Below are 18,379 nucleotides of genomic sequence, written 5' to 3'. Positions count from 1 at the left end.
CGAGAAGAGTAGACGTGAGGCCACAGGGCGCGTTGGTGCTCCATTGTGCCCTGCTGCTTGCGGCGTGCGGCCAGGGGGAGAAGAAGCCCATAGTCCTCGCCACGACGACGAGCACCCAGGACAGCGGCCTGCTCGATGTGCTGGTCCCAGAGTTCGAGAAGGCCAGCCGCTATAGGGTCAAGGTCATCGCGGTCGGCACGGGCGAAGCGCTGAAGATGGGCGAGCGAGGCGACGCGGATGTCCTCCTGGTCCACGCCCCCAAGTCCGAGGAGGACTACATGAAGCAGGGCTTCGGCGGGCAACGGAAGGCGGTGATGCACAACGACTTCGTGCTCCTGGGGCCGGCCTCCGACCCCGCGGGCGCCAAGGGGGGCGCGATTGCCAACGCGTTCGCCAAGATCGCCGAGGCGAAGGTGACCTTTGTGTCCCGCGCCGATCGCTCCGGCACGCATAGGAAGGAGCAGGAGCTTTGGGCGGCGGCGAAGCTGACGCCCGCGGGCCAGTGGTACGTCGAGGCGGGGCAGGGCATGGGCGAGTGCCTGAAGATCGCCAGCGAAAAGAAGGCATACATCCTCTCCGACCGGGGGACGTATCTCGCCCTCAAACCGACGCTGGCCCTGGCCACCCTCGTCGAGGGCGACGCGAAACTCTTCAACCCCTACCACGTGATCACGGTCAACGCGCAGAAGCACCCGAAGGCAAACTCCCAGGGGGCGCAGGCGTTCGTGGAGTTCCTCACGGGGGCCGCCGCGCAGGGGATCATCCGGGAGTTCGGCAGGGCGCGGTACGGCCAGCCCCTCTTCGCGCCGGATGCGGCGACCCACTGAATGAGAGGGCGGGCATGGACTTCCTGTTTCGCGGCTTAGCGAAGGCGATTGAGCTCCTGGTCAGTCTGGACCGCGAGGTGGTGCAGATTGCCTGGCTCACCGTCTGCGTGTCCGGGGCCTCGACGCTCATCGCGCTGGCGCTGGGGATGCCGCTGGGCGTTCTCCTCGCGCTGCGGGCCTTCTTCGGGCGTCGCCTGCTCATGGCGCTGGTGAATACGGGCATGGGGCTGCCTCCCGTGGTGGTGGGGCTATTCGTGGCCATCCTCCTGTGGCGGAGCGGCCCGCTGGGCGGGCTGAACCTCATCTACACTCCCACGGCGATGGTGATCGCACAGGTGATCATCGCGTTGCCGATCGTGGCGGGGGTGTCTATGGCGGCCCTTCAGCAGGTGGACCCGATGGTGGCGCTCCAGGCCCGCGCCCTGGGCGCGTCGAGGTGGCAGGCGCTGTGGGCGGTGCTCCAGGAGGCCCGCCTGCCGCTGCTGGCGGCGATCATGGCCGCCTTCGGCAGCGTCGTCTCCGAGGTCGGGGCCGTGCTGATGGTCGGCGGCAACCTCAAGGGCGACACCCGAGTGCTCACGACTGCCATCGTCCTCGAAACCCGCATGGGCCGCCTCGAAATGGCCATCGCCCTGGCCATTCTCCTCCTCGTCCTGAGCTTCGCCATGAACCTCGTGCTGACCCGCATTCAGCAGAAAGGCACGGGAGGAGCGCCGTTCCGATGCTGGAGGTGAGGAACATCGAGCAACGCTATGGGGGGCGGCGGGTCCTGGGCGTGCCCTTCTTCCGCGTCGGCCGGGGCGAGCGGCTCGTGCTGCTGGGCCCGAACGGCTCGGGCAAGAGCACGCTCCTGCGGCTGCTGTCGCTCGTCGAGATGCCGACCCAGGGAGAGGTGTGGCACGATGGGACGCGGGTGGACGCGGGGAACAGCCTGGCGATTCGGCGGCGCTTCGCCCTGCTCCTCCAGAAGCCGGTCTTCTTCCGTGGCACCGTGCTCAGCAATGTCACGTATGGCCTGCGGCTGCGCGGGCTTCCCAGCGAGGAGATCAAGGGGCGGCTGGATAAGGCGGCAGCCCTGTTCGCCATCGGGGCGCTCCTCTCGCGGCGGGTGGACCAGCTCTCGGGCGGCGAGGCCCAACGGGTCAACCTGGCGCGAGCCTTCATCATCCAACCCGAGATTCTGTTCCTCGATGAGCCTTTCTCCGCCCTCGACGCGCCTACGCGGGAGGAACTCCTCCTCGAGCTCCGCCGCATCGTGATGGAGACCGGGCAGACGACGGTGCTCGTGACCCATCACCGCGAGGAGGCGGCGTTCTTCGGCACGCGCCTGGCGGTGATGCTCGGCGGAGCCATCTGCCAGGAGGGGGCGGTGGAGGAGGTCTTCTCCATGCCCGCCACCGACGCCGTGGCGCGTCTCGTCGGCGTCGAGACCGTCCTTGCGGGCAAGGTGACGACCAACGATGGCGAGCTCCTGGCCGTCTCGGTCGGCAGCCAGACCTTCTTCGTTCCCGGCGACGGAGAGCCAGGGGAAGACGTCCTCGTCTGCGTGAGGCCTGAGGACGTCTTCGTCTCCAGGTACAAGCCCGAGGGGAGCGTGCGCAATTGGTTCGAAGGCACAATCAGCGATCTGCGACCCTATGGGAGGACGCTGGGCCTCACGCTAGAGTGCGGGTTCCGATTGAGAGCGCTCGTCACCCCCTCAGCGTTCCGGGAGCTATCCCTTGCGCTGGGGGCGCAGGCGTGGGCAGGAGTGAAGGCCACATCCATCCATCTGATCCGTCGGGGCGGTCGTTCCTCCATTACTTCGCAACTGTGAAGGCCACCGCCTCGCCCTTGGGACCGACGATCTGGAGGCAGCCGCTCCAATCGCCGCCGCCCTGGATCACCTTCATCAGCACCTTGTTGGCGCCGGCCTTGAGGGTGGCCTTGAACTTGTCCGAGCCTGGCTGGCAGGCGCGGCTGGTGTTCACGCCGCCGAGGCGGGTGCCGTTGAGCCAGAGGACGAAGCCGTCGTCGCTGCCAAGCCTCAGCTCGGCCTCGGTCTCCTTCGCGACCGTGACCTCGGCGTACATGTAGCCGATGCACTGATTGCCGTTGCCCAGGGCCTGGTTGAGGTTCACGATGCCGTCGTCGTCGCTCAGGGCCTTCTTCCAGGCGTAGTCCTTGCCGTCGAAGGCGAAGCCCTTGTCCAGGTTCACCTCAGTCTCAGGCGGCGCGCCCTTGTCGAAGAGCTCGTTCCTGGGGTTCGGGATGGGGCCGGCGACTGCCCAGCGGGCGACGAATCCGGGCGGGACGCTGACAGGGAGGTCTGTGACGCCGAGCTTGCCGAGCTGGGCGCGGACGGCTTTGCGCACGTCGCGGCTGTCGGTGAGGGCGAGGGCCTTCTTGAGGACTTCGATCTGCCGGTCCTTCGACACCTCGCTCGGCTCGGCGAGGATGCCCTGAACGGCGGCGGCCGCGGCGGCGGCGACCTTCTGGTTGACGTCGAACTGGGCGACGGCCAGGTCGAGGGCCTCTTTGTGGGGGCACCAGGAGAGGATGCCCAGGGCTTCGATGCGCTCGTCGTCGCTCTTGGCGGCCTTGAGCGCAGCGACGGCCTTGGCGGCCAGCGCCGCGGTGTCCAGCTCCTTGCTCGGTGTCGTGTCCACGTCCAGGTCGCCGATGGCCCACTGCATGGCGAGCTTGATGTGCTCTTGGAACGTCTTGTCCTCGAACACGTTGGCGCCGTGGCCGTGGGCGTTGTAGAAGACGCGGCCCTTGCCCCAGGGGCGAATCCAGCAGATCGCGTAGTCGCGGTCCTTGCGGCCGCCGCGGGTCACGTCCACGCTCGAGTTATCTATGCTCATCAGGATGCGGACGTCGGAGCGCTTGTAGTTTCGGAACTGGTAGATTTCGTCGGCTATCTCGAAGGGGCCTTTGCCGAAGGGCTTCATCAGCGGGTGGTCGGGGTCCTCGATCTTCGTGCGGACCTTCTGGCTCCAGGGGTGGCCGGCGAACCAGCCGTTGAGCATCTGGCCATACTCGGGCCAGTCGTAGAAGCAGTCGGTCGAGGAGTGGAAGCCCATGAAGCCGGCCCCGGCCTTGATGTGGTCCATGAACGCCTTCTGCCACTCGGGCTCCTTGAACAGCGTGCCGGTGGTGTTGTTGAAGACGATCAGGTTCCACTTCCTGATGTTCTCGGGGCTGAGGAGTGTGACGTCCTCGCTCACGACAGCGTTGTAGCCGAGGCTTTCGGCGATGGTCTTCATGATCGGGCTGCCCTTGTCAATGGCATCCCCGTGCCGGAAGCCTTTCGTGAGGCCGAAGAGAAGGACGTTCTTCTTCTCGGCGGCGGCACGGGGCGCCGCGATGCCCAGGAGGACTCCCGCAAGAACACAGGTGGCGGCCATTCGCTTCACGGCAATGCTCCTTCCTCTGCGATCGGACTACTGCGTTGGTTGAGTGCGCTAGCCGTCCGGAGTGCGGCGCGAAGCGCCGCTTAGGATGTGCCAGCGCGCGGCCTCGCGGGCTTACCCCGTTTCCTTGGGTCGCGCCGGGGCGGACCCAAAGCGGCGCTTCGCGCCGCACTCCAGAGGTTGACGCCCACATCTGAGCGTGCTACTTCTCCCTCACCGCGAACGCGATCTTCTCGTTCTTCGGCCCCACGATCTGGGCGGCAAGGCCCCAGTCGCCCTTGGTCTGGCTCACCTTGACGAGGAGCTTGTTGGCGCCCGGCTTGAGGACGGCCTTGTACTTGAACTCGCCGGGCCGCAGACCCTTGGTGCCGATCTGCTCGCCGAGCTTCTCGCCGTTGAGCCAGGCGGTGAAGTGCTCGCGGGCGCCGAGGAGAACCTGCACGGGCGTGTCCTTCTCGACGGTGATCTCCGCATAGGCGTAGCCGCCCACGGCGTCGGCCTTCGAGACCAGGTCGCGCAGCTTCACGATGCCGTCGTCGTCGCAGGTGACTCGTTTCCAGGCGATGGGCTTGCCATCGGCCTCGAAGCCTTTCTCGATGTCCACGCCGCTCTCGGGCGGATACGCCTTGGCCAGGAGCTCGCTGTCCTTGTTGGGCAGCGGGCCGGCGACGAACCAGTGGGTGACGAAGCCCGGCGGCGCGTAGAGGGGCAGGTCGGCCACGCCGAGCTGCGTGAGTTGCGCCTTGATGGCCTTGCGGAGGTCCCGCTTGTTCCCGCAGGCGTCGAGGGCCTTGCGGAGGGCCTCGACCTTCTGGTCCTTGGGCAGGTCGGGGAGCGCGGCGGCGTTGGCCTGAACCGTGTCGGCGGCAAACTCGGCCACCTTGCCCTGCGGCTCCAGGAGGGCGAGGGCCAGCGGCAGCGCCTCTTGGCTGGGGGCCGCGGCGGCAAGGTCGAGGGCGTCAATCCGCTCCTCATCGGTCTTGGCCGCCTTGAGCCGCTCGACGGCCCTCGCCGCCACGACCTTGGGGTCCTCCACCTTGCTGGGCTCGACCGGCACCTCGAGGTCGCCAATGGCCCATTGCATGGCGAGCTTCAGGTGCTCCTGGAACTCGGGCATCTTGAAGACGTTGCCCGCGTGGCCGTGGGCCTGGTACATCACGCGGCCCTTGCCGAAGCGGCTGATCCAGCAGGTCGCGTAGTCGCGGTCCTTGCGGTTGCCGCGATAGGCTTCGACGCTCGGGCGGTAGATGCTCATCAGGATGCGGGCGCGGGAGCGGTCGTAGTTGCGGAACTGGTAGATTTCGTCGGAGACCTCCCACGGCCCCTTGCCGAAGGGCTTCATCAGCGGATGGTCTGGCTCCTCGATGGTGACCCGGACCTTCCCGCTCCAGGGGTGGCCGGCGAACCAGCCGTTGACCATCTCGTTGTACTCTGGAGAGTCGTAGAGCGAGTCGCCGGCTCCGTGGAAGCCGATCCACCCGGCCCCGTCCCTGACTCGCTCGATGAGGGCCTTGCGGCGCTCGGGGTGCGGGATGGTCTGGTAGACGGGCTTCTTCTTGCCCTCCTTGCCCACCTCCTCGCGCACGAGCTTCCGTTCGGCGGTGGGGTCGCCAGTGGTGTTGTTGAAGAGGAGGAGGTTCCACTGCTTGATCGCTTCGGGGTTGAGGACGGCGGGGTCCTCGGTCACGACGGGTTCGTAGCCGAGGCCCTTGGCGATCTGTTCGAGGATGGGGCCGCCTTCCTTGATGGCGCTGTCGTGGCGGAAGCCCATCGCGTTGCCGAAGATGAGCACCTTCTTGGCCGCCGCATCGGCCGCCGAGGCAGCCGCGAGCCCCGCCAGCGCCAGAGCCGCCGCCATTCTCTTCACCGCGCATCTCCTTTGGAACGAAGGGGGTCTAGGCCTGTCCGAAGAAGCCGTCACACGGTGATCATAATACTATGGAAGGGCAGGGGAGTTCAAACAGCAGGGGCAGGCGCGAGGGCCTGCCCCTGGGGGAACGGCAGAGGACGCGGCGCAGTGCCGCGGGTCACGGGGTCTTCTTTTTCTTCTTGCCCAGGATGCCTTCGAGCGCGCCGCCGACGCCTTTGCCCACCTCGCCGACGGCCTTGGTGGCGCCCTCGGCGGCCCCAGTCACCGACTTCGTGGCCGCTTCCGCCGCCGCGCTGGCGCTCTTGACGGCCTGGCCGGCAGCCTCTCCCGCGAACTTCACGCTGCCGCCGATGAGCTTCTGGGCCGAGGCCAGCGGGTCGCCGAAGCTCTTCAGCAGGTCGTCGGGCACGATGCCGTGGGCGTTCTGGAAGGCCGACGTGCTCATGCCCACCAGCACCTGGCGGAAGATGTCCACCAGCCGCGGCAGCGTGCCGTCGCTGTTCCGCACCTCCTTGAGCTCGATGTCGGGCAGCACGAGGTCGGCCGTCTTGCCCATGAGCAGGTGGAAGCGCACCTTGGTCTTCGTCACGCGAATGAGGTCTACGCGGAAGCGCTTGCCCTCGCCTTTGTCGGCCTTGGGCTCTTCCTTCTTGGCCGGGGCCGGCTCGTCGGACTTCATCGAGGCGAGCAGGTCGCCGAGGTTGCTCTTGGGCGGGAGGCCGGGCTTCAGCTCGATGGTGAGTTCGGGCTCCTCGATGAGGATCTCGCGCACCACCACCTCGTCGCTGAGCAGCGACCCGATGTCGCAGGCCACCTTGCCGCCGCCGAGGGCCATCAGGCGGTCGGTCTGGTAGCCCTGGGGATTGGCGATCTTCAGGCCGCGGATGCCTACGGTGCCGCTGAGCCAGCCGATCGAGGCCGACTTGAGGGTGGTCTCCACGCCCAGGGCCGAGGTGCCGCCAATCTCCACGCCCTTGCGCGCGGCCGCGTCGCCCCAGAGCCAGATGGCGACTACGACGGCGACAAGCAGCACCACCACGCCCACCGCGCCACGCACCAGCCACTTCTTCAGTTTCATCCGGCCTCTCCTGACCAAAGGGCACGACACTGCCAGAACGCCGCTGAATCTCGCGCCATCGCCGCGCAATGCTAGCACAAGCGGCGCGCCAATGCAATCGGCGGTTGACAGGCAACGTGGGAGTGCGTAATCTCTCCCCGACAACGTGTTCCGACCTCCTCTTCAGGGAGACGCCAATGAAGACCAGGGTGCTGGGCCGCACGGGGCTGAGCGTGACCGAACTGTCGCTCGGCGGGCTGTTCCTCTCGAAGTTCGGGGGCGAGTTCGAGCAGTCGCGCGCCGCGGCGCTCCGGGCCTTCGAGCTGGGCGTGAACTACGTGGACACGGCGCCGACCTACGGCAACAGCGAAGAGGTGCTCGGGCGCATCCTGGCCGATGTGAAGGCGCCCCTGATCGTCTCGACCAAGCTCGGCGGCCGCCCCCAGCCGTTCAAGCCGCAGGACAAGGCGTGCCTCCGCCAATCGGTCGAGGAGAGCCTGCGCCTGCTCGGCCGCGGGCGCATTGACATCCTCTTCGTCCACGAGCCCGACCGGCCCGGCCAGTACGACTGGTGGACCCGCTCGCCGATGTGGGAGGCGGGCGCGCCCGTGGAAGGCCCCGTGCTCGACCTCCTCGACGAACTGAAGGCCGAAGGCGTCGTCCGCTTCACCGGCATCGGCGGCACGACGACCCGGCAGCTCGCCTGCCTGGCCGCCACGGGGCGGTTCGACGTCGTGCTCACGGCCTTCAACTACAGCCTGCTCTGGCGCGAGGCCGAGCACGAGGTGCTGCCCGCGGCCAAGGCCAATCGCATGGGCGTGGTCATCGGCTCCCCGCTCCAGCAGGGCGCCCTCGCCCGCCGCTTCGACGACGAGGTGAACGGCGGCGCGCCGTGGCTCAGCCTGCCGCGCCGCAACCAGCTCAAGGCCCTCTACGCGCTGCTGGACGAGACCGGCCTGCCCCTGGTCGAGTGCGCGATTCGCTTCGTGCTCTCGAACCCCGACATCTCGTGCACCCTCATGGGCGCCCGCTCGCAGGCCGAGGTCGAGCAGAACGTGGCCTATGCCGCCAAGGGGCCGCTGCCGGCCGACGTGCTGAAGCGACTCGACGCCATCGCGGCCATGGTGCCCTTCCGCCCCTGCGAGGAGCGGCCCACCCTGTGCTTCGGCTGGAAGGGCTACAAGGGCCCCGGGCCGCTGTAGGCGCGCGAGGCCGAAAGCATGGACACGATGGACGCAATGGACTCGAGGAGCACAGGCAAGCCTCTCCCACGACGCGTCCATATTGTTCATAGTGTCCATGTTGTCCGCCCTGCTCCGCGCCTGGCGTCGCTGGTCCGTCGCAGGAGAAACCCATGAAAGCCGCCCTTGTCGAAGGCCCCAATCGCCTGGCCGTGCGCGACATCCCCGAGCCGGCGCCGGGCGACTACCAGGCGCTCTGCGAACTGCTCTACGGCGCCACCTGCTCGGGCACCGACTCGCATATCATCGAGGGCAACTTCCCCTGGATCTCGCCCTATCCCACGGTGCTCGGCCACGAGAGCGTGGGGCGGGTGGTGAAGCTCGGGCCGAAGGTGCGGCACCTGAAGCCAGGCGACCTGATTCCCCGCGTGGGCACCACGCCGGTCGGCGGGGCCAGCGTCACCTGGGGAGGCTTCGCCGAGTTTGGCATCGCCACCGACTTCCGCGCCGCGCAGGAGGACGGGGCGCCGCCTTCGGTCTGGGGCGGCTGTCGCATGCAGCGCGTGCTGCCGCCCGGCACCGACCCCGCCGCGGCCACGATGTTCATCACCTGGCGCGAAACGCTCAGCTACGCCAACCGCATGGGCATTGTGGGCGGCACGTCCCCGTCCCGTGAATCGCGGGGCACAGAGGCCCCGCCCACAGGGAGCTTGCTGGTGATCGGCTCGGGCGGCAACGCCTTGGCCTACATCGCCCACGCGCGGAACGCCGGATGCCCCGTGCGCGTGATGATCGGCTCGCCTGTGCGCCAGGCCATCGCCCTGAGAGCGGGGGCCACGGCCTTCCTGAGCTACAAGGCCGGCGACGTGCGGAAGGCGGCGCTGAATCTATGCCCCGACGGCTTCGACCTCGTGATTGACGCCGTGGGCAAGGTGGGGCTGGCCGACCTCGGCCTGTCGCTGCTGCGGCCCGGCGGCACGATCGGCATCTACGGCATTGACGACTACGGCAGGTGCACGCTCGACCCCGGGCGGTCGCGCGGCACGTTCACCTTCTTCAACGGCGGCTACGACGAGGCCGAGACTCACGACCAGGTGGCTGCTCTGTTCCAGGCGGGCAGGCTCGACGCTTCGGTGTGGCTCGACCTCGAGCACCCGTTCGCCCTCGGCGACATTGGCGAGGCGTTCGAGGCCGTGCGGCAGCGGCGGGTGGTCAAGGCTCTGGTGCGGCTTCGGGCTTAGCGGCCGCCTTGGGCTTCTCCGCCTCGAACTCCAGCGCCGCCGAGTTCACGCAGTAGCGCAGGCCGGTGGGCCGGGGGCCGTCATCGAACACGTGCCCCAGGTGGCCGCCGCAACGGGCGCAGGTGATCTCGGTGCGCACCATGCCGTGGCTCGTGTCCACGGTCTCGACGATGGCCTTCGGATCCGCTGCCTTCCAATAGGCGGGCCAGCCGCAGCCGGAATCGTACTTCGCTTCCGAGGTGAACAGCACCGCGCCGCAGCCGGCGCAGCGGTAGACGCCTTTCCCGTTGAACTTGTCGTACTTGCCGCTGAAGGCCCGCTCGGTGCCCTTCTCGCGCAGGATGTGGTATTGCTCGGGCGTGAGCAGCTTGCGCCACTCGTCGTCTGTCTTCGCCACCTTGGCCATGGGCTTCTCCCTCGGCCCCTCGCCGCGTTGCGGGGGCTTGTTCGGGTGGGCGGTCTCGCCCGCCCGGCAGGCCTCGAGCGCCGCGAGACCCAGCAGGGCGAGCGCCAGGGGGCAGGCTCTTGTCAGCGCCATCGCGTGCATCTCCTTCGCTTACGCCCTCTATTCTCAGCTTAGATCGGGCGGCGTCGGGCCGCAAGAGGAACTCGGTGCGCGCCGCGCCGCGTGCGACTTGACGCGCGGCGGGCCGGGCGCTAGGCTGCTGCGGGGGAGTCGCCCAACGCCTAGCCCGAGGAGGCCCCGCCATGGCCGAGAAACTGGCAATCGAGGGCGGAAAGCCCGCCTGCACCGCCTCGTGGGCCGGCTGGCCCTGCTTCACCGAGGCCGCCATCCGCGACGCGGCCGGCGCGCTGCGCTCCGGCAAGGTGAACTACTGGACAGGCCCGCGCGGCATGGAGTTCGAGGAGAAGTTCGCGGCCTGGTGCGGCGCGCGGTTCGCCATCTCGACCTCCAGCGGCACGAGTGCCCTGCACGTGGCCCTGGCCGGCCTGGGCATCGGCCCCGGCGACGAGGTGATCTGCACGCCCTACTCGTTCATCGCCTCGTCCTTCTGCGCCTGCCAGGCGGGCGCCGTGCCCGTGTTTGTGGATGTCAAACGCGACGACCACACGATGGACCCCAAGGCCGTGGAGGCCGCCATCACGCCCCGCACGCGCGCCATCATCCCCGTTCACCTCTACGGCAACGTGTGCGACATAGACGGCCTGCTGCGCGTGGCCCGCCGCCACAAGCTGTTCGTGGTCGAGGACTGTGCGCAGGCCCACGGCGCCACGTGGAAGGGCCGCAAGGTGGGCACGTTCGGCCACGCCAACGCCTTCAGCTTCTGCCAGAGCAAGACCTTCACCACGGGCGGCGAGGGCGGCATGGTGACCACCGACGACGAGGCCGTGGCCTGGGAGTGCCGCTCGTTCCGCGACCACGGCTACGATGTGCAGCAGCGCCTGCGCCTGCTGGAGCTCGAGGCCAAGCTGCCCTACATCCACAACCGCGTGGGCTTCAACTTCCGCCTCACCGAGGTGCAGAGCATCCTCGGCCTCCACGCCCTGCGGCGGCTCGACGGCTGGAACCTCCGGCGCCGCCGCCAGTTCGGCGCCTACCTCAACCGCGAGTTCTCGAGGCTCCCCGAAGTCGTCTCCGTGCCGCCGCACGGCGACGGCGTACGCGAGAACGGCTTCTGGGTGTATCCCCTGGTGCTGGACATCGAGAAGCTGCGGTGCACCATCCGCGAGTTCGTGGCGGCCCTGGGCGCCGAGGGCGTGCCCTGCGGCCCCGTCTTCTGGCCCCAGAGCTACAAGGAGCGGGCCTATCAGGAACGGCGTGGCTTCGGGCGACTCAACTACCCCTTCGGCGACCCGAACGCCGACCCGAGGGCGGTGGACTACTCGCGCGTCCATTGCCCCAACGCCGCGTGGCTGGAAGAGCGCACCCTCGTCCTCTTCGTCCTCCATCCCGTCTACACAGTGCAGCACCAGCGGCAGGTGGTGAAGGCGGTGGTGAAATGCCTGGCCGCGTTCCGGAAGTAAGGAGGTGGACCAATGGCAGTCGGCTGGGGCGTGATTGGGGCGGGGGGGATTGCGTCGCGGCGGACGATTCCCGAGGGCATCCTGCCCGCACGCGGTGCGCGGCTGGCCGCGGTGATGGATGTGGACGCGGCCCGAGCCCAGGCCGCCTCCGAGCGCTTCGGCGGCGTGCCGTGGTTCACCGAGATCGAGCCGCTGCTGGCGCGGGGCGACGTGGAGGCGGTCTACATCGCCACGCCCACCATCGCCCACGCGCCGCAGGCGCTGGCGGCCATCGCGGCGGGCAAACACGTGCTCGTCGAGAAGCCGCTGGCGATGACCGTGGCCCAGGGCCGGCGCCTCGCGGCCGCCGCGAAGCGGAAAGGCATCCTCGTCGGCACAGGCTTCATGATGCGCCACCACGGCGCGCACGTGAAGATCAGGCAGCTCATCGAGAGCGGCGCCATCGGCAAGCCCGTGATGGGCCGCGCCCAACTGAGCTGCTGGTACCCGCCCATCGCCGGCGCGTGGCGGCAGGACCCCGCCCTCGGCGGCGGCGGCTCGTTCGCCGACATGGGCAATCACTGCTTCGACCTGCTGGAGATGTTCCTCGGCCGCGTCGCCGAGGTCCACGCCTTCCTCGGCAACGTCGTTCACGACTACCAGAGCGAGGACACGGCGCTCGTGACGTTCCGCTTCGCCTCGGGCGCGCTGGGCGTGGTGGACAACCTGTTCAACGTGCCCGACGAGGCGTCGCGGAACGTGCTCGAGATCTACGGCTCGACGGGCGGCATCCGGTGCGAAGGCACGATTGGCCAGACGCCCGGAGGCACGGTCCGCCTCGTGAGCGTGAAGACGGGCGGCTACGATGCCCGGCAGCAGCGCGCGGCCGCGAAGGAGCGGGCCATCCCCTTCCGCCAGGTGAACACCTATCGGGCCGAGATCGAGGACTTCACGCGCGCCGTCCGCACGGGCGGCCGCCCCGCTGTGCCGCTCGAGGACGGGCTGTGGAACCTGCGGGTCGTCGAGGCCGCCTATCGCTCGGCCTGCACGGGGCGGGTGGTGCGGCTGTGACGGCGCCTAGCCGGGCTGCTCGGCCTGGCGGACGAAGTGCTTGCCGGGAAGCTGGGTGACGAGGCGCTTGAGTTCCAGGAGCATCAGCAGGCTGGCCACCTGCGGCGCGGGAAGGCCGGCGGCGTCGGCGATGGCGTCTATGTGCGTCGGGTCGTCGCCGATGGCCTTGTAGACGGCGAGTTGGTCGGCGGCGAGGGCGAGCGGCTCCTCCCTGGCGCGGGGACGCGGAGGCGCGAGGGCCTTGCCCACGTCGCCCAGTTCCTCCAGAATATCCTCGCACGTTTCGGCGAGTTTCGCGCCCTGCTTGATGAGCAGGTGGCAGCCGCGGCTGCGCTTGTCGGTGACGCGGCCGGGCAGGGCGAAGACCTCGCGGCCCTGGGCGAGCGCCCAGTCGGCGGTGCTCAGGGCGCCGCTCTGGAGGGCCGCCTCGACCACGAGCACGCCCAGCGACAGGCCGCTCACGATGCGGTTGCGGCGGGGGAAGTTGAAGTCGCGTGGCCTCGTGTGAATGGGGAACTCGCTGACGACGGCGCCGTGCTGGACGATTTCGTCGGCCAGGGCGGCGTTCTCGGCGGGATAGAGGCGTGCGATGCCGCCGCCGAGGACGGCGAGGGTGCGGCCGCCGGCGTCGAGGGCGGCGCGGTGGGCCGCGGTGTCAATGCCCTGGGCCAAGCCGCTCACGATGGTGAGGCCGCGGGCGGCCAGTTCGGCGGCCAGGCGCCCGGCCTGCGTGACGCCGTAGTGGGTGGGGAAGCGCGAGCCGACGACGGCCAGGGCCACGGCGTCGGCTTTCTCCATCGCGCCCTGCACGTAAAGCACCAAGGGCGGCTCGGGCGTGCGGCGCAGGATGGCCGGGTAGTCGGGGCTGATGAAGGGCACGATGGCGATGCCGCGCTCGTCGGCCTGGCGGAGTTCCTCGTCGGGGTCGTCGCTGCGGAGCAGGCGTGCGGCTTCGGCGGCCAGCTTCGGCCCCAGGCCCCCCCGGTGCTGGAGTTCGCTGGCCGATGCCTGGCGGAGGGCCTCGTGGCCGCCGAGGGCGGAGGCGAGACGCTCATAGTCCTCGACGGTGAGGCGCAGGGTCATGTTCAGCGCCACGAGGTCACGCAGCAGGCCCGAGGCTGGATCACATATTCCAGATTCCAAGTCACAGATTCCAGAGCAGAAGGGGGCCGCGAATCACGCGAATCGTCGCGAATGAGGAGAGGACGCAAGCTCTCTCGTCCCGACGGTCCTCCGTCGGAATCCCATGTCTTGGACGCTCCTGCGTCCGCCCATTCCCTACCTCACCCGCGCCAGACAAGAGGGACGCCGGAGCGTCCAAGACCGTGCTTCCCCACGCGGGAGCGTGGGGACCAGGGAAAAGGATCGCGAATCATGCGGCTCATCGCGAATCGGAGGGAAGAGCCAACTCCGGAGCGAGATGCTGGGTCTGCCTGCCGATTCGCGCAGATTCGCGGGATTCGCGGTCACTCCTTCCGCTGTTCGAGGGCTTCGCAGAAGATCTCGATGTCCTCGCGTATCTCGTTCGGCCGGTCCTTGGGGAAGAAGCCGATGCAGGTGATGTCGGTGGGCTTGAGGTGTCGGACGGCGTAGGGGATGGCCTCGCGGGGGTTGTTGCGGCCCGCGGCCATGATCTTGTAGGCCACGCAGGGGCGGCGAAGCTCGCGGAGCATGGCGGCCGCGGCCTCGCGGTCCTCGGGGCGGTAGCGCTCGGCGTCGGGGTCGGCCACGTCAATCTTGCCGCGGCGGCCGGTGAGGTTGTAGAAGCAGACCATGTGGAAGTCGAAGTCGAGGCCGAGGGCCTGGGCGTCGCGGTGGCTCTTGGGCTGGTGGCCGGCGATGCCGCTGGGGCCGCCGAGCTTCCGAAGGAGGGCGAGGGCCTCGCGCAGGTCGTCCAGCTTGCCCGCCTCCTGGAGCGCGTCGGTGACGCCGCCCTGGATGTAGATGCCGGTGGCGCCGCCGCCCTTGGCGGCGCGGATGTTCTCGAGCAGGTTGCGGTGCTCGGGCGCGTGCTGGGCGAACCACTGGATCCTGCCGCCCTCGTTCCAGTACTCGCGCAGCAGGCGGATGATGTGGTTGTCGGCCCGCATGAAGGCGGTGTTGATGCCCGCCTCCTCGCACTGGAAGAGGGTCTCCTTGATGCGGGCGACCGTGTAGTAGTTCTTCATCGCCTGGTCGAGCGCGCCGTCCTGGTGGCCGATGCCGCTGAAGGGGTTGCCGCCGACGGCGATGCGGCTGACCTGGACGCCACAGAAATCCACCTTCGGGAGTTGCATCGGCTCTCCTCTGCTTAGGGCACGGGGCTGGGCGCGGGGGCCTTCCGAGCGGGGTCTTCGGGCTTGGGGGGCACGGCGGCGTTGGGCTTCGGGGCGCTGAGGAAGCCCAGGATGTAGAGGACCATCCCCTCGTCGCTCTGGACCGCGAACAATCGCACGGCCAGCTCGCGGGCGGCCTGGCGCACGGGGAGGTGCAGCGTGAGCACCGCTTCGGCGCGGGCCCGCTCGCCCCGCGCGGCGAGGCCGTAGAGCGCCGCGAACTCGCGGTTGGCCGGCATCAGGAGCAGCGCCAGGAGCGAGAAGCGGTCCACGTTGACCCCGAAGAGCTGGCGGGCGGCCCGGCTGAGGTGCATCAGGTCCTCCTCGAGGTCCGCCACGAAGAAGGGCAGGCCGGCCTCCTGGAGGATGCTGCTGAGCAGGCGGGTGAGAGCGGCCACCTTGTCGGCGCGGCGCGAGTCGAACTCCAGCATCCGCATCAGAGCCTTCTCGAACCCGAGGGCCTTGCCGAGCGCCGGATCGCGGCGGGCGATGTCGAGGGCCATCTCGTAGTCGCCCTCGAAGAGGCGGTTGCGCAGCTCGCGGAGGGCGCGGTAGAAGCGGCGGGCGAGCAGCGCGAGGAGGATGAGGCTCGCCACCGCCAGGGCCACGACGGCGCTCAGGAGCGCTCCGCCGACCGCCGTGTCGGACTGGTAGATTCCGAGCGGGGCCAGGATCAGCAGGAGGGCCGCCATGGGCCACAGAAGCAGGAGGAACCAGAGGCGCGGCCGGCTCAGGAGGCGGCGCCGAACGTCCAGAAGAGTCACGGCTCATCCCTTCAAGAGGGCCTGAATGTCGGCGTTCTCGCCCGCGAGGATCAGCAGATCGCCCTCCTCGAAGGCCTCGTTGGGCTTGGGCACCACGCTGATCTCCTCGCGCAGCGTGCGGCGGCCGCGCTCGTCCACGTCCGGCGCGCGCTTCTTGACCGCGACGACGTTGACATTGTGGCGCTGGCGGAGCTGCATCTCCTCGATCGTCTTGCCGACGAGGTACGGCGGCACGTCCACCTCCACGAGGCTGTGCCCGGTGGCGAGGGTGAAGAATCGGTGGACGTCGCCGATGGCGAGCGTGGTGGCGATGGCCTCGCCCATCTCGCGCTCGATGTTGATGATCTTGTTGACTCCGATGGCGCGCAGGATGCGCTCCTGGATGGCGGTGCTGGCGCGCGCGAAGATGCGCGGCACGCCGAGCTGCTTGAGGAGCGCCGAGGTGAGGATATTGGCCTCGATGTTCGTGCCCATCGTCACGATGGCCAACTGCACCTGGTCGAGGCCCACGGCCCGCAGCGCGCGCTCGTCCGTCGAGTCGAGCTCCACGGCCATGGCGACTTGGTCCTTGATGTCCTCGACCCGCTCGGCCGAGGTATCGAAGGCCATCACCTCGGCGCCCTGATTGGTGAGGGCCTCCGCGAGCGTCCGCCCGAACTGCCCGAGGCCGAACACGGCAACGCGTGGCATAGCGCCTCTCCTCTGGCTTCAGCCCACCATCATGTGGGTCTGGGGGTACGTATAGCGCGCGGGGCGGCCCTCGCCGAGCAGCGAGAACATGAGCGTGAGCGGCCCCACGCGCCCCGCGAACATCAGCACGATGATGATCAGCTTGCCCGGCATCGAGAGGGCCGCGGTGATCCCGGTCGAGAGGCCCACCGTGCCGAAGGCCGAGATCGCCTCGAAGAGCACGCGCTCGAAGGGGAGCTCCGGCTCCGCCGCTGTCAGCGCGATCGTCGCCGCGATCAGCAGCAGGATCGTGAGGGTCACCAGCGCGATGGAGCGCCGGATGGTCGAACGCGGCACGGTGCGCCGGAACAGCTCGACCTGGGGCCGGCGCCGGAAGGCCGAGCGCATGGCCTGGAAGAGAATGGCCGCCGTGGTGGTCTTGATGCCGCCCCCCGTGGAGCCGGGCGATGCCCCGATGTACATCAGAGCCATCAGCACCACCAGCGCCGGCGCCCTCACCGAGCCGATGTCCACCGTGTTGAACCCCGCGGTCCTGGCCGTGACCGACTGGAAGTAGCTGGCGAGCACGCGTTCGCCGGGGCGCAGGTCCTTCAGGGTCGCCGGCAGCTCGAGCACGTAGAAGAGCGCGGCGCCCGCCACGATGAGGATGGCCGAGGTGGTGAGCACCACGCGCGTTTGGGTGCGCAGGCCCGGCGAGCGGCCCTCGCCCAGGCGGCGACGGCGGCCCAGGACCAGCAGGTCGCGCATCACGGGAAAGCCCAGCCCCCCGAGGATGATCAGGGACGTGAGCACGAGGTTCACGCCCACGTGGCTGCGATAGGCCTCGAAGCTGCGCCCATAGAGCGAGAAGCCGGCGTTGCAGAAGGCCGAGATGGAGTGGAAGATCGCCGAGTAGGCGCAGCGCGCCGTGTAGCCCTCGCTGGCGCCGAACCAGCAGAACAGGGCCCCGGCCCCCACCGCCTCGATGGCCAGCGTGGAGACGGTGATGAAGCGCACCAGGTGCACGGCCTCGCGCGCGCTCTGCTGGTCGAGCATGTCGCGCATGGCCCGGCCTGGCATGGCCGCCAGCGCGCGCCCCAGCACGAGCACCATCGAGACCGAAAATGTCATGATACCCAGCCCCCCGAGCTGGATCAACCACAGGATCACCAGTTGCCCGAACAGCGTGAAGTCACACCCCGTGTCCTTCACGACCAGCCCCGTCACACACACGGCCGACGTGGAGGTGAACAACGCGTCCAGCAGCCCGATGCTGGCGCCCGTGGCGCTCGCGATCGGCAGGGCGAGCACCGCGGCGCCGAGGAGGATGGCGCCCGCGAAGCTGCCCACGAGCAGCGGCGCCGGGTGCGCCCACAGACGGCTGAGAAGGCGCCGCGCCGCCGGCCGCCGCAGCGTCCACGCCAGGGCGGCCAGACCCTGACGCACCAGGAACCACGGCCAGGTCGCCTGCTCGTCGCCCAGCGCCTGCAACAGGGCGGCGAGGACGAAGAAGTCGAACCACCTGGCCCCCAGGGCCTCCAGCCGCGCCCGCGCCAGCGCGATCCGAAGGGCCACCTCGGCCACGAACACCACGAGCACCACCACATCCAGCCCGCGGAGCCACTCGTGCCCTTCCCGCGTCATCGGCGCCGCGGCCCAGACGGCCAGGGCCACCCCGATCCCCAGGGTCACCACAAGCGCCACGCCGTCCAGAGCGAGCCGCACGGCTCGCACGCCTCGGGCACGGGCCTCGTCGTTGGGAGGGGGACTCATGGTGTTGACCCGCCGGGCGACACCGCACCCGGCTCCTAAGCGGCCAGGGGGGCAGACCGCAACCAGCCTATACAAAGATTATAACGAAAGCGCCAGGCCATGCAACAGGCCAGATGCCCCTGGGTGTGGGCCGGAATTGCAGGGAGGGTGGCTTTCTCTGGAGCCTGAAGGGCTCGCATGGGATAGCCCAGGGCAGCGCCCTCATCTTCTCCCACACGTGAGGGCCTTGCAGCCCGCGAACGCGGGCGACC

16 protein-coding genes are annotated in these 18,379 nt (G+C 69.1%); 7 read left to right on the top strand and 9 right to left on the bottom strand.

The window, feature by feature from the left end; genetic code table 11:
• Positions 1 to 14 precede the first annotated feature (14 nt).
• The 3 genes from PLE19_04585 to PLE19_04575 are packed head-to-tail and all read left to right on the top strand — an operon-like array spanning position 15 to position 2,643.
• On the top strand, positions 15 to 827 hold the full coding sequence (locus PLE19_04585) for a substrate-binding domain-containing protein (GenBank protein ID HPD14199.1): 813 nt from the start codon (positions 15 to 17) through the stop codon (positions 825 to 827).
• Positions 828 to 841: 14 nt separating this feature from the next.
• Positions 842 to 1,561 (top strand): ABC transporter permease, encoded by a 720-nt coding sequence (locus PLE19_04580; GenBank protein HPD14198.1) that lies wholly within the window; start codon positions 842 to 844, stop codon positions 1,559 to 1,561.
• Positions 1,549 to 2,643 carry an ABC transporter ATP-binding protein gene (locus PLE19_04575; GenBank protein ID HPD14197.1) on the top strand — a complete coding sequence of 365 codons (1,095 nt, stop codon included), beginning with the start codon at positions 1,549 to 1,551 and terminating at the stop codon, positions 2,641 to 2,643. The genes PLE19_04580 and PLE19_04575 overlap by 13 nt, the downstream gene beginning before the upstream one ends.
• Here the strand turns inward: PLE19_04575 and PLE19_04570 are convergent.
• The 3 genes from PLE19_04570 to PLE19_04560 form a co-directional block, all read right to left on the bottom strand.
• On the bottom strand, positions 2,627 to 4,216 hold the full coding sequence (locus PLE19_04570; GenBank protein HPD14196.1) for a ThuA domain-containing protein: 1,590 nt from the start codon (positions 4,214 to 4,216) through the stop codon (positions 2,627 to 2,629). The two genes, PLE19_04575 and PLE19_04570, sit on opposite strands and share 17 nt — an antisense overlap.
• A 208-nt stretch (positions 4,217 to 4,424) precedes the next feature.
• Positions 4,425 to 6,080 (bottom strand): ThuA domain-containing protein, encoded by a 1,656-nt coding sequence (locus PLE19_04565; protein HPD14195.1) that lies wholly within the window; start codon positions 6,078 to 6,080, stop codon positions 4,425 to 4,427.
• 169 nt (positions 6,081 to 6,249) lie between these two features.
• The gene (locus PLE19_04560) at positions 6,250 to 7,170 is read right to left on the bottom strand and encodes a hypothetical protein (protein ID HPD14194.1); all 921 of its coding nucleotides are present in this window, start codon (positions 7,168 to 7,170) and stop codon (positions 6,250 to 6,252) included.
• A gap of 176 nt (positions 7,171 to 7,346) precedes the next feature.
• Here PLE19_04560 and PLE19_04555 point away from each other — a divergent pair, with 176 nt between their 5' ends.
• A complete protein-coding gene (locus PLE19_04555; protein ID HPD14193.1) occupies positions 7,347 to 8,351 on the top strand; it encodes an aldo/keto reductase in 1,005 nt (334 codons plus the stop codon).
• Between the two features lie 152 nt (positions 8,352 to 8,503).
• A complete protein-coding gene (locus PLE19_04550) occupies positions 8,504 to 9,571 on the top strand; it encodes a zinc-binding dehydrogenase (protein HPD14192.1) in 1,068 nt (355 codons plus the stop codon).
• Here PLE19_04550 and msrB read toward each other — a convergent pair.
• Positions 9,543 to 10,109: a peptide-methionine (R)-S-oxide reductase MsrB gene (gene msrB / locus PLE19_04545; GenBank protein HPD14191.1), complete on the bottom strand. Its 567-nt coding sequence runs from the start codon at positions 10,107 to 10,109 to the stop codon at positions 9,543 to 9,545. The genes PLE19_04550 and msrB overlap by 29 nt on opposite strands.
• 170 nt (positions 10,110 to 10,279) lie before the next feature.
• On the opposite strand from msrB, the gene PLE19_04540 reads away from it, so the two are divergent.
• The gene (locus PLE19_04540; protein ID HPD14190.1) at positions 10,280 to 11,557 is read left to right on the top strand and encodes a DegT/DnrJ/EryC1/StrS family aminotransferase; all 1,278 of its coding nucleotides are present in this window, start codon (positions 10,280 to 10,282) and stop codon (positions 11,555 to 11,557) included.
• Between the two features lie 12 nt (positions 11,558 to 11,569).
• Complete coding sequence (locus PLE19_04535; GenBank protein ID HPD14189.1) at positions 11,570 to 12,607, top strand: Gfo/Idh/MocA family oxidoreductase; 1,038 nt, start codon at positions 11,570 to 11,572, stop codon at positions 12,605 to 12,607.
• Positions 12,608 to 12,613: 6 nt separating this feature from the next.
• Here the strand turns inward: PLE19_04535 and dprA are convergent, their stop codons facing one another.
• From dprA to PLE19_04510, 5 genes are all read right to left on the bottom strand, one after another.
• Positions 12,614 to 13,750, bottom strand: a complete 1,137-nt coding sequence (gene dprA / locus PLE19_04530) for a DNA-processing protein DprA (protein ID HPD14188.1) — start codon at positions 13,748 to 13,750, stop codon at positions 12,614 to 12,616.
• Positions 13,751 to 14,073: 323 nt separating this feature from the next.
• Positions 14,074 to 14,883, bottom strand: a complete 810-nt coding sequence (locus tag PLE19_04525) for a hypothetical protein (protein HPD14187.1) — start codon at positions 14,881 to 14,883, stop codon at positions 14,074 to 14,076.
• 14 nt (positions 14,884 to 14,897) lie between these two features.
• Positions 14,898 to 15,686, bottom strand: a complete 789-nt coding sequence (locus tag PLE19_04520; protein ID HPD14186.1) for a hypothetical protein — start codon at positions 15,684 to 15,686, stop codon at positions 14,898 to 14,900.
• 3 nt (positions 15,687 to 15,689) lie between these two features.
• A complete protein-coding gene (locus PLE19_04515; GenBank protein HPD14185.1) occupies positions 15,690 to 16,376 on the bottom strand; it encodes a TrkA family potassium uptake protein in 687 nt (228 codons plus the stop codon).
• Positions 16,377 to 16,394: 18 nt separating this feature from the next.
• Positions 16,395 to 18,080: a TrkH family potassium uptake protein gene (locus tag PLE19_04510; protein HPD14184.1), complete on the bottom strand. Its 1,686-nt coding sequence runs from the start codon at positions 18,078 to 18,080 to the stop codon at positions 16,395 to 16,397.
• Between the last annotated feature and the right edge of the window lie 299 nt (positions 18,081 to 18,379).

The organism is Planctomycetota bacterium (genome assembly GCA_035384565.1).
Classification (GTDB): Bacteria; Planctomycetota; PUPC01; order DSUN01; family DSUN01; genus DAOOIT01.
The sequence above is the reverse complement of the archived record's forward strand: the minus strand, read 5'-3'. Positions and strand labels throughout refer to the sequence as shown.